The organism is Microbacterium sp. PAMC22086, assembly GCF_019443525.1.
Taxonomy (GTDB): Bacteria; Actinomycetota; Actinomycetes; order Actinomycetales; family Microbacteriaceae; genus Microbacterium; species Microbacterium maritypicum.
Genome location: NZ_CP080380.1, coordinates 2,118,797 through 2,132,105 on the forward strand (window position 1 = coordinate 2,118,797; position 13,309 = coordinate 2,132,105).

The following is a 13,309-nucleotide window of genomic DNA, read 5'->3' on the forward strand; positions in this document are numbered from 1 at the left end:
TCACACTAAAACCACAGAGTGCAGGGGTAGATTCTGTGCAGGCCAGGGGTACTAGACTGGCTGTCTCATCGGGGGAAACCTCGAACGATCACATGGGGAGGAGGTTCCGATGATTCTTGTTCGACAGGAAATCGGCGATGTGCTGAGGGACTTCCGCCTGCAGAAGGGGCGCACGCTCCGGCAGGTCGCAAGCAAGGCATCGGTTGCCCTCGGCTACCTCAGTGAGGTCGAGCGCGGGCAGAAGGAGGCGTCGAGCGAGATCCTCGCATCCGTCGCCGATGCGCTCGACGTTCCCATCTCGACGATCATGCGCGAGGTCGGAGATCGCATCTCCGTGCTCGAGGGCATCCAGGTGTTCCCGGATGTCGTTCCGGACGACCTCGTGGCCTCGATCGAACCCCAGCTCTCGCTGCACTGAACCACGGTCAGACCAACGATGCGTCGTAGCGAGTTCCTCCGCGCCGTCGAGACAGAGTTCCAGGCGCGTGCCTCCTCTCTGGTGAACGACCTCGGTCTCAGCGCCGTCGGCGGCCGTACGGCTGTGGAAGCGCTGGCCGACGGCACTCCACCGCGCGAGATCTGGTTGGCGCTGTGCGCCGAGATGGATGTGCCGGAGAACAGGCGGCATGGCGTCGGCAGGCAAGAGCCGCGCGGGCGCTGATCCGTCCCTCGATGTCCGATGCCTACGGGACACGCGATGAGATCCACGGCGTGTCGTCGAAGATCTGTTCGAAGCGGACGTAGTCTTCTGCACAAGTGGTTCAGGGAATCTGTTCTCCACGGTATGTGAGCTCGCGGCGTCGATGTCGGTGGCCTCTCCTACGGTGGAAAGCGAGCCGAAGAGCCATTACGCCTTGTCGGAGAGTTTCTCCCAACCGGGAGAGCCGCGACAGCCTACAGGCGGCATCACGCGCGCAGAAGGAGCACATCATGCCATCACCCGCCGACCGCGAGAAGTCCCTCGAGACCGCCCTCGCCCAGATCGACCGCCAGTTCGGAAAGGGCTCGGTCATGCGGCTGGGCAGCGATGAGCGTGCCCCCGTGGCTGTCATCCCCACCGGCTCCATCGCCCTCGACGTCGCCCTCGGCGTCGGAGGTCTCCCGCGTGGTCGAATCGTCGAGATCTACGGACCGGAGTCCTCGGGTAAGACGACTCTCACCCTGCACGCGATCGCGAACGCTCAGCGCGCCGGCGGCATCGCCGCCTTCATCGACGCCGAGCACGCGCTCGACCCGGATTACGCCGCGAAGCTCGGTGTCGACATCGACGCACTTCTGGTCTCCCAGCCCGACACCGGTGAGCAGGCGCTCGAGATCGCCGACATGCTCGTGCGCTCGGGGGCCATCGACCTCATCGTCATCGACTCCGTGGCCGCGCTCGTCCCTCGCGCCGAGATCGAGGGTGAGATGGGCGACTCGCACGTGGGTCTGCAGGCGCGACTCATGTCACAGGCGCTGCGTAAGCTCACGGGTGGTCTGAACCAGACCAACACCACGATGATCTTCATCAACCAGCTTCGCGAGAAGATCGGTGTGTTCTTCGGCTCGCCCGAGACCACCGCCGGTGGTAAGGCGCTGAAGTTCTACGCCTCGGTCCGCATGGACATCCGTCGTATCGAGACGTTGAAGGATGGCACCGACGCCGTCGGAAACCGCACCAGGGTGAAGGTGGTGAAGAACAAGATGGCACCGCCCTTCAAGCAGGCCGAGTTCGACATCCTCTACGGCGTCGGCATCTCCCGCGAAGGCAGCCTGATCGACTTCGGTGTCGAGCACGCCATCGTGAAGAAGTCGGGCTCGTGGTACACCTACGACGGAGATCAGCTGGGCCAGGGCAAGGAGAACGCGCGAACGTTCCTGCTCAACAACCCCGACATCGCGCTGGCCATCGAGACGCAGATCAAGCAGAAGCTCGGCATCGGCGGCGCGGCTGTGCCGGCGGCTGCAGACGAGCTCGCCGAGCGTCGTCCGGCCTGATGAACGACACTCGTGGGGGCGATCCGGATCGGGTCGCCCCCATCATCCCTCTCTTCGGCGGTGCATCGAAGAAGCCTGCCTCGACGCGACCGGCTCAGAACCCGGAGCGTGGCCAGGAGGCGGAAGAACCTTCGTCACGTACCGGCGATGCGGCCGTATGGCGTACGACCTGGGACGCGCCGCCCGCGGGGGTTTCCCGTATCGACGAGAGCGACGCAGGCACACCCAGCGATCGGCACCCCGCACGAGGAGTCAGGGGCAGCTCTGCCACAGCGTCTCGCTCGGCAGGTTCCGCTCCTCGTCTCCGTGCGCTCGGCGACGAGCCGAGAGACGGCATCGACAGCGGAGAGACGGCGTCGCTCGACGAGATCCGAGTCTCTGCAGAAGAGTCGCTCGTGCGCAAGCTGCGGGCTCGGTCGTTGTCCATCTCCGAGTCGCGGCAGGTGCTGAGGGGTGTGGGGCTCGACAGCGGCATGATCGACGATGTGATCGACGACTTCTGTCGTCGTGGCTATCTCGATGATTCCGCTCTCGCGGGGGTCCTCGTGACGTCGGGTGTGGAACGGAAGGGCCAGGGAAGAGTGGCCCTGTCGCGCGCGCTCGCCCAGCGGGGCATTCCGCGCGACGTGATCGACGCTGCTCTCGACGAGCTGCCTGACGATGATGACGAACGCGCGCTCGAGTTCGCACGAGGCAAGGCGCGATCGATGGGGCGGCTCGACCATGACACGGCTCTCCGGCGATTGGTGGGCCAGCTCTCCCGTCGCGGCTACAACGGAGCTGTGGCGATGAAGGCCGCGAAGTCCGCGCTGCGGGAGTCCTCCTTCGGCGGTCCGACCTCCGGTGTCCGCTTCGTCGATTCCGACTGAGGTGGCGACACGCCCCTGCTCAGCAGCGGCTCGTACAATGGGGTGATCATGACTATCCCGCGCAGTGAACCGACGATCATCGGCGCGTCCTCGGCAGCCGTCGACGACGACGGACGACAGCGATCGTATGAAGTGCGCACCTTCGGGTGCCAGATGAACGTGCATGACTCCGAGCGTCTTTCGGGGTCGCTGGAGAGCGCGGGCTACGTACGTGCGCTCGACGGCGCCGAAGCCGACGTGGTGATCATCAACACGTGCGCGGTCCGCGACAACGCCGCGGGCAAGCTGTACGGCACGCTCGGACACCTCGCATCCGTCAAACGGCGCAAGGACGGCATGCAGATCGCGGTCGGCGGTTGTCTGGCGCAGATGGACAAGCAGGCGGTCCTCGACAAGGCCCCCTGGGTCGACGTCGTGTTCGGCACGCACAACATGGGCTCGCTCCCGGGGCTTCTCGAGCGCGCACGGCACAACGGCGACGCCGAACTCGAGATCCTCGAATCGCTCGAGGTCTTCCCCTCCACACTGCCGACCAAGCGCGACTCTGCACACAGTGGCTGGGTCTCCATCTCGGTCGGATGCAACAACACGTGCACCTTCTGCATCGTGCCGAGCCTTCGCGGCAAGGAGAAGGATCGACGTCCCGGCGACATCCTGAACGAGATCCGCCTCCTCGTCGAAGACGGCGCGATCGAGGTCACGCTCCTCGGCCAGAACGTGAACTCCTACGGGGTGGAGTTCGGTGATCGTCAGGCATTCGGCAAGCTGCTGCGGGCGGCTGGCGAGATCGAGGGGCTGGAGCGCATCCGATTCACGAGCCCGCATCCTGCGGCGTTCACCGATGACGTGATCGACGCCATGGCCGAGACCCCGAACGTGATGCCGCAGCTGCACATGCCGCTCCAGTCGGGAAGCGACCGCATCCTCAAGGCGATGCGCCGCTCGTACCGCAGCGAGCGATTCCTCGGGATCCTCGACCGGGTTCGCGCCCGCATCCCGAATGCCGCCATCACCACCGACATCATCGTCGGCTTCCCTGGCGAGACCGAGGAGGACTTCGAGGACACGATGCGGGTCGTCGAGCAGGCTCGTTTCTCCAGCGCTTTCACCTTCCAGTACTCGATCCGCGAGGGCACGCCCGCCGCGACGATGGAGGACCAGGTGCCGAAGGAGATCGTGCAGGCGCGCTACAACCGCCTGATCGCGCTCCAGGAACGCATCTCTCTGGAGGAGAACCAGAAGCAGGTCGGTCGCGAGATCGAAGTCCTGGTCTCCACGGGCGAGGGTAAGAAGGACACCGAGACCCACCGCCTCACGGGGCGTGCCGAAGACAACAGGCTCGTGCACTTCGAGGTCACGGAAGACTCTGAGCTGCCCCGCCCCGGTGATGTCGTCACCGTGACCGTCACGCACGGCGCCCCGTTCCATCTGCTGGCCGACGATCCGACGGGGGCGCCGCTGAAGATCCGTCGCACTCGCGGTGGAGACGCCTGGGACCGCTCGCAGTCCGAGTCGTGCGCCGTTCCCGCTCCGAGTGGCGATGGAGGGCCGAAGGCCGTCTCGCTCGGGCTGCCCACGCTGCGTGTCGGCGTGTGACCGGACCACGACTCTGGGCGATCGTCGGGGCGACCGGCACCGGCAAGAGTGATCTCGCGATCGACCTGGCGGAGGCGCTGCGGGAGCAGGGCAATCCGGCCGAGATCGTGAACGCCGACGCCATGCAGCTCTATCGCGGAATGGATGTCGGCACCGCCAAAGTGCCGATGGGCGAGCGGCGGGGCGTTCGGCATCACCTCTTCGACGTCCTCGAGGTCGATGAGGACGCGGCCGTCGCGTGGTACCAGCCCCGGGCACGTGCTGCGGTGGAGGATATCCACCGCAGAGGCGGTGATGCGATCCTCGTCGGCGGTTCTGGCCTCTACGTGTCGAGCGTCGTGTTCGACTTCCGGTTCCCTCCTCGCGATGCGGAACTGCGTGAGCGCCTCGAGCGGGAACTCGAGACCCATGGAACCGCGCAGCTGCTCGAACGTCTGCGCATACTCGATCCCGAAGCGGCCGCGCGTGTCGATCCGCGTAATCCTCGTCGTGTCGTGCGTGCCCTCGAGGTGCTCGAGCAGGGGAGCGCGACACACGGTGCGGCCCTCCCCGAACGTCCCGTCCTCTGGCATCCGCACACGCGTCTCATCGGTCTCCGCGTCGACCGCGCAGCTCTCGTCGAGCGCCTCGATGCCCGCGTGGAGCGCATGTGGGACGGCGGGATCCTCACCGAGGTGGAGGAGCTACGCGCACGGGGGCTCGAACGCGGTACGACGGCGCCGCGTGCGATCGGCTATGCGCAGGCGCTCGCCCAGCTCGAGGGGTCCCTCACCGAACGCGAGGCCATCGCACAGACCCAGGCGCTCACACGGCGGTATGCCCGCCGGCAGGTGTCGTGGTTCAAGCGCTATCCCGACCTCGAATGGTGGGATGCTCCGGCGGAGGCCGACACGCTCCTGCGCGCCTGACCCTCTCCATGTCGGTGCCTCCTGCGATGCTGGCCGCATGACGAAGACCCACTTCTATACCGCTTCCAGTCTCGACGGGTTCATCGCCACCGAGGAGCACTCCTTGGACTGGCTGCTCACGCAGGACATCGACCAAGACGGACCGATGGCGTACACAGGGTTCGAGCGCAGCATCGGAGCTCTGGCGATGGGGTCGTCGACCTACGAGTGGGTGATGCGCCACGAGGAGGGACGGTGGGGCTACACGCAGCCCACGTGGGTGTTCACGCACCGTGAGCTGGAGCTGCCGGCCGGTGCTGACGTCAGACTGACCCAGGCCGATGTCAGCATGGTGCATGCAGAGATGGAGCAGGCGGCAGAGGGGAAGGATCTCTGGGTCGTGGGCGGGGGAGACCTGGCCGGCCAGTTCGCCGACGCGGGGCTGCTCGACGAAGTGTGGGTGCAGTACGCACCGGTGACGCTCGGCTCGGGCGCTCCACTGCTTCCGCGCAGGCTCGACCTCGAGCTGCTCGAGGTGGCTCGCAACCGCAACTTCCTCTGCGGGCGTTACCGACTCGCGCGGCACTGAGTGGTCGTGCGTGATCCCTAGACTGGAGCCATGGTCGCATTCACCAAGGGTCACGGCACGGGCAACGACTTCATCATCATCGCTGACCCGGACGGCGAGCTCGATCTGACCGTCGAGCAGGTCGCGGTGCTGTGCGATCGTCATTTCGGCATCGGCGCTGATGGAATCCTTCGCGTCGTGAGGTCCTCGGCCATTCCCGAAGGCGGTGCGACCCTCGACGAGGAGCCGCAGGCGGAGTGGTTCATGGATTACCGCAATGCCGACGGATCGATCGCCGAGATGTGCGGAAACGGCATCCGCGTGTTCGCTCACTATCTCGTGCGCTCCGGTCTCGCGACGATCGAACCCGGCTCGACCTTGCCGATCGGCACGAGGGCGGGTGTGCGCGACGTCACCCGAAGCGCCACCGGATACCAGGTGGATCTCGGTCGCTGGAAGCTCTCCGGTGACGACCCGCTCGTACGCGTCGACGGGCTGTCCGTCACCCGGCCGGGGCTCGGTATCGACGTGGGTAACCCGCACGTCGTTGTGGCCCTCGCCTCGGAGGCCGAGCTCGCGTCTCTGGAGCTGCACCGCGCGCCTGACCTCGACCCGCTGCTTCCCGCGGGCGCCAACATCGAGTTCGTGGTTCCCGGTGAACCGCTCGTCCGCGACGGCATCGGCCATGTGAGCATGCGCGTCTACGAGCGTGGCGTGGGAGAGACGCTCAGCTGTGGCACGGGGGTCGCCGCGACAGCCCTGGCGGTGCGGTACTGGGCGGGCGAGAAGGCTCCGAACAACTGGCAGGTCGAGGTGCCGGGAGGTACGCTCGGCGTGCGCATGTTCCCTGCGGAGGACGGCGAGCACGTCGCCCTCTCGGGGCCCGCGCAGCTCGTGTTCCAGGGCGAGGTCGACCTCGCCTGAGCACCCGACTCGGGGTGCCACCGAGAATCGGAGAACCGCGGGCTCAGCTGAGGATGATCGGCTCCGTCGGCGGGTTTCCGTGCTTGCGTACCTTGAGGATGCGGTAGCCCTTGCCCGTGGCGGTGCGGAAGACGCTGTAGCCGGGGTGGAAGGTCGATCCGATCCATCGCTGAAGCGAATCGGCACCGAGGTTGCGCTGCACGACGAGCCACGCGTCGCTGCGCTCATCGAGGCGCGGGATCCAACGCTCGAGAAGCCCGTGCAGCTCGTTCTTCCCCACGCGGATCGGCGGGTTCGAGCGGATCGTGCGGAAGGTGACGTGCTCGGGAACATCGTCGGGCAGAGATGCGTTGACATTGGTGAGCCCGAGAGCTGCCGCGTTTCGACGCACCAGATCGAGGGCACGCTCGTTCACATCGACGGCCCACACCGTCGCGTGGGGAGCGGCCAGGGCCATCGAGAGCGTCACCGGACCCCAGCCGCTGCCGAGGTCGAGAAGATCGCCGCCCGGGGGAACCGGGGGCATGTTGGCGAGGAGCACTGCAGTGCCGGCATCCAGACGATCCGGGCTGAAGACTCCACCGGCGGTGGTGACTTCCAGCTCTCGACCTGCGAGCGATACGCGGATCTTACGCAGATTCTCGGGGCTTGCCGGGGCCGCAGTGAAGTAGTGATCTGACCCCATACGGTGAGCGTACCGGACAGCGCGGGCTAAGGTTAAGGCTCGCAACAAATCCCAGAGACAAGGAACGGATGACGGAGACCACCACACCCTCCACCGGCGACCACACGGTCGATCGTGTGCTCGCGCACGCGGAGAAGCGCTCGGACGTCCACGTCTTCGGCGCTGCGCAGGCGCTGCAGGATGAATCGACGGCATCGCACACGAGCTCGGACGGCGCGCAGTGGGATCTCGAGGACCGTCATGCGCTTCGACGCGTCGGGGGGCTCTCGACGGAGCTCGAAGACGTCACCGAGGTCGAGTACCGACAGTTGCGCCTGGAGAACGTCGTCCTCGTGGGCGTATATCCCCAGGGAGCTCAGGAAGACGCGGAGAACTCACTCCGGGAACTCGCCGCGCTGGCGGAGACCGCTGGTGCGGTCGTGCTCGACGGTGTGCTGCAGCGTCGTCCGCACCCCGATGCCGCGACCTACCTCGGCCGAGGCAAGGCCCAGGAACTCAAGGACATCGTCGCCGCCGTCGGAGCCGACACCGTCATCGCCGACACCGAGCTCGCACCGAGCCAGCGTCGCGCACTCGAGGACGTCGTCAAGGTCAAGGTCATCGACCGGACCACGGTGATCCTCGACATCTTCAGCCAGCACGCGAAGAGCCGCGAGGGCAAGGCCCAGGTCGAGCTGGCCCAGCTCGAATACCTGCTGCCGCGTCTGCGCGGCTGGGGCGATTCGATGAGCCGCCAGGCCGGTGGCCAGGTGGGCGCCGGCGGCGCCGGAATGGGCTCCCGTGGCCCCGGTGAGACCAAGATCGAACTGGATCGCCGACGGATCCGCACCAAGATGGCTCTGCTCCGACGGCAGATCCGCGACTTCGGTCCTGCCCGTGACGCCAAGCGCGCGGAGCGCAAGCGGAACACAATCCCCTCCGTGGCGATCGCCGGATACACGAACGCGGGCAAGTCCAGCCTCCTCAACGCGCTCACCAGCGCGGGAGTGCTCGTGGAGAACGCGCTGTTCGCGACGCTGGATGCGACCGTGCGTCGCACTGAGACGGAGGACGGCCGCGTCTACACCTTGACCGACACCGTCGGATTCGTGCGCAACCTCCCGCATCAGCTCGTGGAAGCGTTCCGTTCGACGCTGGAAGAGGTCGGCGAGGCCGACGTCGTCCTCCACGTCGTCGACGGGTCGCACCCGGATCCGGCAGGTCAACTGCAGACCGTGCGAGATGTGCTCGGCGATGTCGGCGTCCGCGACCTCCCGGAGATCGTCGTCTTCAACAAGGCGGATCTGATCGACGAGGACGAGAGGCTCGTGCTTCGCGGTCTCCAGCCCCACGCCCACTTCGTGTCGTCACGATCGGGCGAGGGAATCGCGGAGCTTCGCGCTGCGGTGGAGGAAGCTCTCCCGAAGCCTGCCGTCGAGGTGCATGCCGTGATCCCCTACGATCGCGGCGACCTGGTCGCGGCGATCCACGAGTCCGGCATGCTCCTCTCCGTGGAGCACACGGAGGACGGCACTGCTGTGCACGCTCGCGTGTCGGAGCGTCTCGCCGCCGAACTCGCTCCGTTCGCCGCGCAGAGCTGAGCGGATCTCATCGGGCGAGGAAGCGCGCCTCCACCGTGGCGGAGATCACGATCTCCTCGGGTTCGTATTGCATGGCCGGTGCCGCGTCGGCGGCGAACGCCACCCCACCACGCGCTTTGAGCATCGGAGCACCCGGTGACGGCTGTCCGCTGGAGATGAGACCGACGTCGGCGATCTCCAGGGGAGTGACCTCATCCAGGCCGAGCGCGCCCGCGTAGGCCTCGGCTCGTGTGACCGCGACACCGACGGCTGCGGCGGCCACATCGCGCTCGATCTGCGCGCGCGTGGCGGTCGTCAGATGCCAGTCCACCCAGCCCACCTCGACCCCGTCCCAGGGGGAGATGTCGGAGACCCAGATGGACAGGTCGGAGGCCTCCGCGAACGTGGCGGTGAAATCGATGCTCGCGTAGTACACGGGAGCGAGACGCTTGCCGTCGTTGCTCCACGGGCGTTCGGCCCGCACCGAGAGCCGCTTGCTCGTCCACTCGACGACGCTGCCCGTGTCCGCACGGTCGGTGATGCTGCTGCGCACAGGTTCGGCAAGGCGCATCACGTTCTCGACGACGGCTGTGCGCTCGGGCCCATCCGCACGCACTCCGACGCGGATGGTGGCGCGCTCAGGGGCGACCCGCGCCTCGTGCTCGCCGCGGACGGTGACGGTGACTTCGCTCATGGGGCGACTCTACGCCAGCCGTCGGACCGGATGCGGAATGGCGTAGCCGCGGAGAACGTTGTAGTCTGTGATGCTCGGGCGTTCACCGCTCGGGCTGGTAATTCCACAGTGTGACAGCGGCTCCTTCGAGAGAAGGACCACGGGGCTGATCGGTTTCGACAGCGCCTGTGAATCCACGAGAAGCGGGCCGAGGATGCAGAGTTATCTCGTAAACGCTCTCTGCAAAACAATAGTTGCCGAAACCAAGCGCAACGACTTCGCCCTCGCTGCATAAGCGAGCCCGATAGTCCGTCAGGCCGTATGTGATTCCGATACGGATCCTGGCGTCATCTAGGAATCTTGCTGCGTGATGGCGTCTGGACGTCACGTGGGACTCTTCCCAGGCTGGGCTTGTCGACTTAGGTGTCTGTGACAAAGGTCGGAGCCGAGTAGAACGTCTTCACAGACTGCGCCCGGAGAAGGCGTGGAGACTCAGCGTTGGACGGGGGTTCGATTCCCCCCAGCTCCACCACGTCGCTGTCACACAGGAATGAGGCCCGCCTCTCCCAGGAAACTGGGGGAGGCGGGCCTTTCTGCGTCGGGGCGGCAACACGATAACGACCCCGCGCCGTCCCTCCGGCGCGATGGCATCGCGACGCACTCGAAAACGGCCGGGGGCGCTCCATATTGAGGTCTGTGGACAACACTTCGGAACCACCCACGATCGGTCTCACCAGGACCGAGGTCGCCGAACGCGTCGCCGCCGGCAAGACCAATGCGTTCGTCGCCGACACCAGCCGCAGCGCGTGGAGCATCGTACGCGCGAACGTGTTCACCCTCTTCAACGGCATCGTCTTCGCCTGCTTCTTCGTGTTGTTCCTCGTCGGGCGACGGCAGGATGCCCTCTTCGGACTCGCGGCGTTCGCGAACGCGATCATCGGGTGCGTGCAGGAGTTCCGGGCGAAGTCCGCACTCGACCGTCTCGCGCTGATGAACGCACCGCGCGCGCTGGTCCTCCGAGACGGTGAGGAGGTCGAGGTCGCGCCGGGAGAGGTCGTCCTCGACGATGTCCTCGTGTTCCGGGCCGGAGAGCAGGTACCGGCCGACGCGCGGGTCCTCACCGCGCGGGGGCTCCAGATCGACGAGTCGATGCTCACGGGGGAGTCGGACCCGGTGGAGAAGCAGCCCGGCGACGACGCGCTCTCCGGAGCCGTGGTCGTTGCAGGAGAAGGAACCGCGACCGCGACACGCGTGGGCGCCGACTCCTATGCGAACCACTTCGCGGGTGAGGCCAAGCGCTTCTCTCTCGTCTCCAGTGAGCTGCGCACATCGGTCAATCGGGTCTTGAAGTGGGTCAGCTGGATCATCGGCCCGGTCGGGCTTCTCGTCCTCAATGCGCAGATCATCGTTCTCGGCGGTTACTCCACGGTCTTCTCGAGCGGTGCCTGGGTGCAGGCGGTGGTGAACACGATCGCGTCGTTGACGGCGATGATCCCGCTCGGCCTCGTGCTCATGACGAGCATCGCGTTCGCGGTGGGAGCGTCACGGCTCGCCCGCAGGCAAGTGCTGGTGAACGAGCTGCCGGCGGTGGAAGGCCTCGCGCGCGTCGACGTGGTATGCCTCGACAAGACCGGCACGCTCACAGTCGGCGAGATCGGGTTCGACGAGGCGCACCGCCTCGACGGGCTCTCCTCGCCGCAGGAGGAGGACGCGGCGGCGGTATTGGCGTGGTACGCCGCGTCGCCCGATGCGAACGCGACCGCACGGTCGATGCGAACGGCCTACCCTGTGATCTCGCCTGTCGTCGTCTCGGGCTACATCCCGTTCTCGTCCGCACGCAAGTGGAGCGCGGTCTCGTTCGCCGAGGTCCCTGGGACATGGGTCATGGGGGCGCCGGAGATGGTGTTCGGCGATGCGGCGACGTCGTCGGCCACGCAGCTCGGTCGCACCGTGACCGCGTTGGCCGAGACCGGCCGACGCACGCTGGTCCTCGGTCATGCCGACGCGGTGCTCTCCGAGGCCGATGTCGATGCCGAGCGGCTCCCTGAGGGTCTCAAGGCCATCATCGTGCTCACGTTCCGGGAGCAGGTGCGCCCCGACGCCGCACAGACCCTCGCGTACTTCGGGCGCCAGCAAGTCGGCATCCGCATCATCTCGGGCGACAACCCTCGCACCGTCGCAGCCATCGCGCGCGAGGTCGGTCTCGACGTCGCCGAGGGTTCGATGCCAGAGGGCTTCCCGACGATGATGCCGAACTCGCCTACGTGCTCGACCGGCACACGGTGTTCGGACGCGTCACCCCCGAGCAGAAGAAGCGCATGGTCACGGCGCTGCAGAGCCACGGGCACACCGTCGCGATGACCGGCGACGGCGTCAACGACGCCCTCGCCATCAAAGCGGCCGACATCGGGATCGCGATGAACTCGGGATCGCCGGCCACCAAGGCCGTCGCAAGGCTCGTGCTGCTGGACGGACAGTTCTCGCACCTGCCGGATGTCGTCGCCGAGGGGCGCCAGGTCATCGCGAACATCGAGCGCGTGTCGATGCTGTTCCTGAACAAGACGGTCTATGCGACGCTCTTGGCGATCATCTTCGGCGCATTCGTCCTCGAGTTCCCGTTCCTGCCGCGTCAGCTCTCCATCACCGACGGCCTCACCATCGGCATCCCCGCGTTCTTCCTCGCGCTCATGCCCAACGCGGCGCGCTACGTCCCGGGGTTCCTCCGGCGCTCGCTCAGCTTCGCGATCCCTTCGGGCATCGTCGTCGCCCTGGGACTGACCTGGTACACGTTCGTCGCGCACGGACTGGGCGTGCACGAGGAGCAGCTGCGCACAGGAGCCACGGTCATCCTCGCCGTCGTGGGCATCTGGGTGCTGGCCGTCCTCGCGCGCCCGCTCGATCGGTTCAAGGTGGCCGTCGTGGGGGTGATGTTCATCCTGCTCATCGCCGTGTTCAGCATTCCGCTGGCCAGACAGTTCTTCGTGCTCGTCGATCCCGGGCCGGAGCTCGCCGTCGCGCTCACCGGGATCACGATCGTCATGGTCGCAGCGATCGAGGTCGTGCGGCTGCTGCACCGCCGCCTCGTGCTGTCACCGCCGCCGCGGAAGGATCCGAGCGTCGCCACCAGCGCATCCGAACCGCCGGTATCCGCTCCCCGTGTCGTCGCCGGCGTCATCATGACCGTGGTCGCCGTCCTGGCGTACGCTTTCGGCGCCCTGGCGACCGGGTTCGGCATCCTGGTGTTCCTGGGGCGCTACGACCCGGATGTGAGCGCCTCGGTGTTCTCCCTCACCGGGGCGGCCATCGCGCTGTTCGGCCTCCTCGTCTTCGCGGTCGCCGCCGGCATCCGCCGGGGGAGCGGACTCTCGCGCCTCATGCTCACGATCTTCCTCGGGCTCGCGATCGCGCTCAGCGTGATCGTGCTCGTATTCGGGGACCGCTGGGACTGGGGAGCCGCCCTGACCGCCGCGTTCGCAGCCGGGATCATCGTTCTGCTGTGGACTCCGCCGGTGTCGCGAACCTTCGGACGCATCCTCGAGAGCTCGATGGGCTCAGCGGCCCCGTAGCGGGC

The 13,309-nt window shown here is 66.8% G+C and carries 10 protein-coding genes, 1 other RNA gene and 2 pseudogenes; 11 read left to right on the forward strand and 2 right to left on the reverse strand.

Features of this window, described 5'->3' with window-relative positions; all coding sequences use genetic code 11:
* Positions 1–109: 109 nt before the first annotated feature.
* From KY497_RS10560 to dapF, 8 genes are all read left to right on the forward strand, one after another.
* Entirely contained in the window at positions 110–418 is a 309-nt protein-coding gene (locus KY497_RS10560) for a helix-turn-helix domain-containing protein (RefSeq protein WP_017830901.1), read from the forward strand.
* A gap of 18 nt (positions 419–436) precedes the next feature.
* Positions 437–661 carry a DUF3046 domain-containing protein gene (locus KY497_RS10565; RefSeq protein ID WP_055868718.1) on the forward strand — a complete coding sequence of 75 codons (225 nt, stop codon included), beginning with the start codon at positions 437–439 and terminating at the stop codon, positions 659–661.
* 269 nt (positions 662–930) lie between these two features.
* The gene (gene recA / locus KY497_RS10570; RefSeq protein ID WP_055868716.1) at positions 931–1,977 is read left to right on the forward strand and encodes a recombinase RecA; all 1,047 of its coding nucleotides are present in this window, start codon (positions 931–933) and stop codon (positions 1,975–1,977) included.
* A 395-nt stretch (positions 1,978–2,372) separates the two neighbouring features.
* The gene (locus tag KY497_RS16730) at positions 2,373–2,846 is read left to right on the forward strand and encodes a regulatory protein RecX (RefSeq protein ID WP_229779048.1); all 474 of its coding nucleotides are present in this window, start codon (positions 2,373–2,375) and stop codon (positions 2,844–2,846) included.
* A 48-nt stretch (positions 2,847–2,894) separates the two neighbouring features.
* The gene (miaB, locus tag KY497_RS10580; protein WP_219869008.1) at positions 2,895–4,442 is read left to right on the forward strand and encodes a tRNA (N6-isopentenyl adenosine(37)-C2)-methylthiotransferase MiaB; all 1,548 of its coding nucleotides are present in this window, start codon (positions 2,895–2,897) and stop codon (positions 4,440–4,442) included.
* On the forward strand, positions 4,439–5,350 hold the full coding sequence (miaA, locus tag KY497_RS10585; protein ID WP_219869009.1) for a tRNA (adenosine(37)-N6)-dimethylallyltransferase MiaA: 912 nt from the start codon (positions 4,439–4,441) through the stop codon (positions 5,348–5,350). Before miaB ends, miaA begins: the two co-directional genes overlap by 4 nt.
* A 37-nt stretch (positions 5,351–5,387) precedes the next feature.
* Positions 5,388–5,918, forward strand: a complete 531-nt coding sequence (locus KY497_RS10590) for a dihydrofolate reductase family protein (protein WP_219869010.1) — start codon at positions 5,388–5,390, stop codon at positions 5,916–5,918.
* Positions 5,919–5,948: 30 nt separating this feature from the next.
* Positions 5,949–6,821, forward strand: a complete 873-nt coding sequence (gene dapF, locus KY497_RS10595) for a diaminopimelate epimerase (protein WP_055868710.1) — start codon at positions 5,949–5,951, stop codon at positions 6,819–6,821.
* Positions 6,822–6,864: 43 nt separating this feature from the next.
* On the opposite strand, the gene KY497_RS10600 is transcribed toward dapF, so the two are convergent.
* On the reverse strand, positions 6,865–7,506 hold the full coding sequence (locus tag KY497_RS10600; protein WP_055868707.1) for a class I SAM-dependent methyltransferase: 642 nt from the start codon (positions 7,504–7,506) through the stop codon (positions 6,865–6,867).
* A gap of 293 nt (positions 7,507–7,799) precedes the next feature.
* On the opposite strand from KY497_RS10600, the pseudogene hflX reads away from it, so the two are divergent.
* Positions 7,800–9,086, forward strand: a pseudogene (gene hflX / locus KY497_RS10605) (GTPase HflX); the annotation flags it as partial.
* A 7-nt stretch (positions 9,087–9,093) separates the two neighbouring features.
* Here the strand turns inward: hflX and KY497_RS10610 are convergent.
* A complete protein-coding gene (locus KY497_RS10610; protein WP_141388020.1) occupies positions 9,094–9,759 on the reverse strand; it encodes an SIMPL domain-containing protein in 666 nt (221 codons plus the stop codon).
* A 141-nt stretch (positions 9,760–9,900) separates the two neighbouring features.
* On the opposite strand from KY497_RS10610, the gene ssrA reads away from it, so the two are divergent.
* Positions 9,901–10,270, forward strand: a transfer-messenger RNA (tmRNA) gene (ssrA, locus tag KY497_RS10615).
* 152 nt (positions 10,271–10,422) lie between these two features.
* A pseudogene (locus KY497_RS10620) lies at positions 10,423–13,304 on the forward strand (HAD-IC family P-type ATPase).
* Positions 13,305–13,309 lie beyond the last annotated feature (5 nt).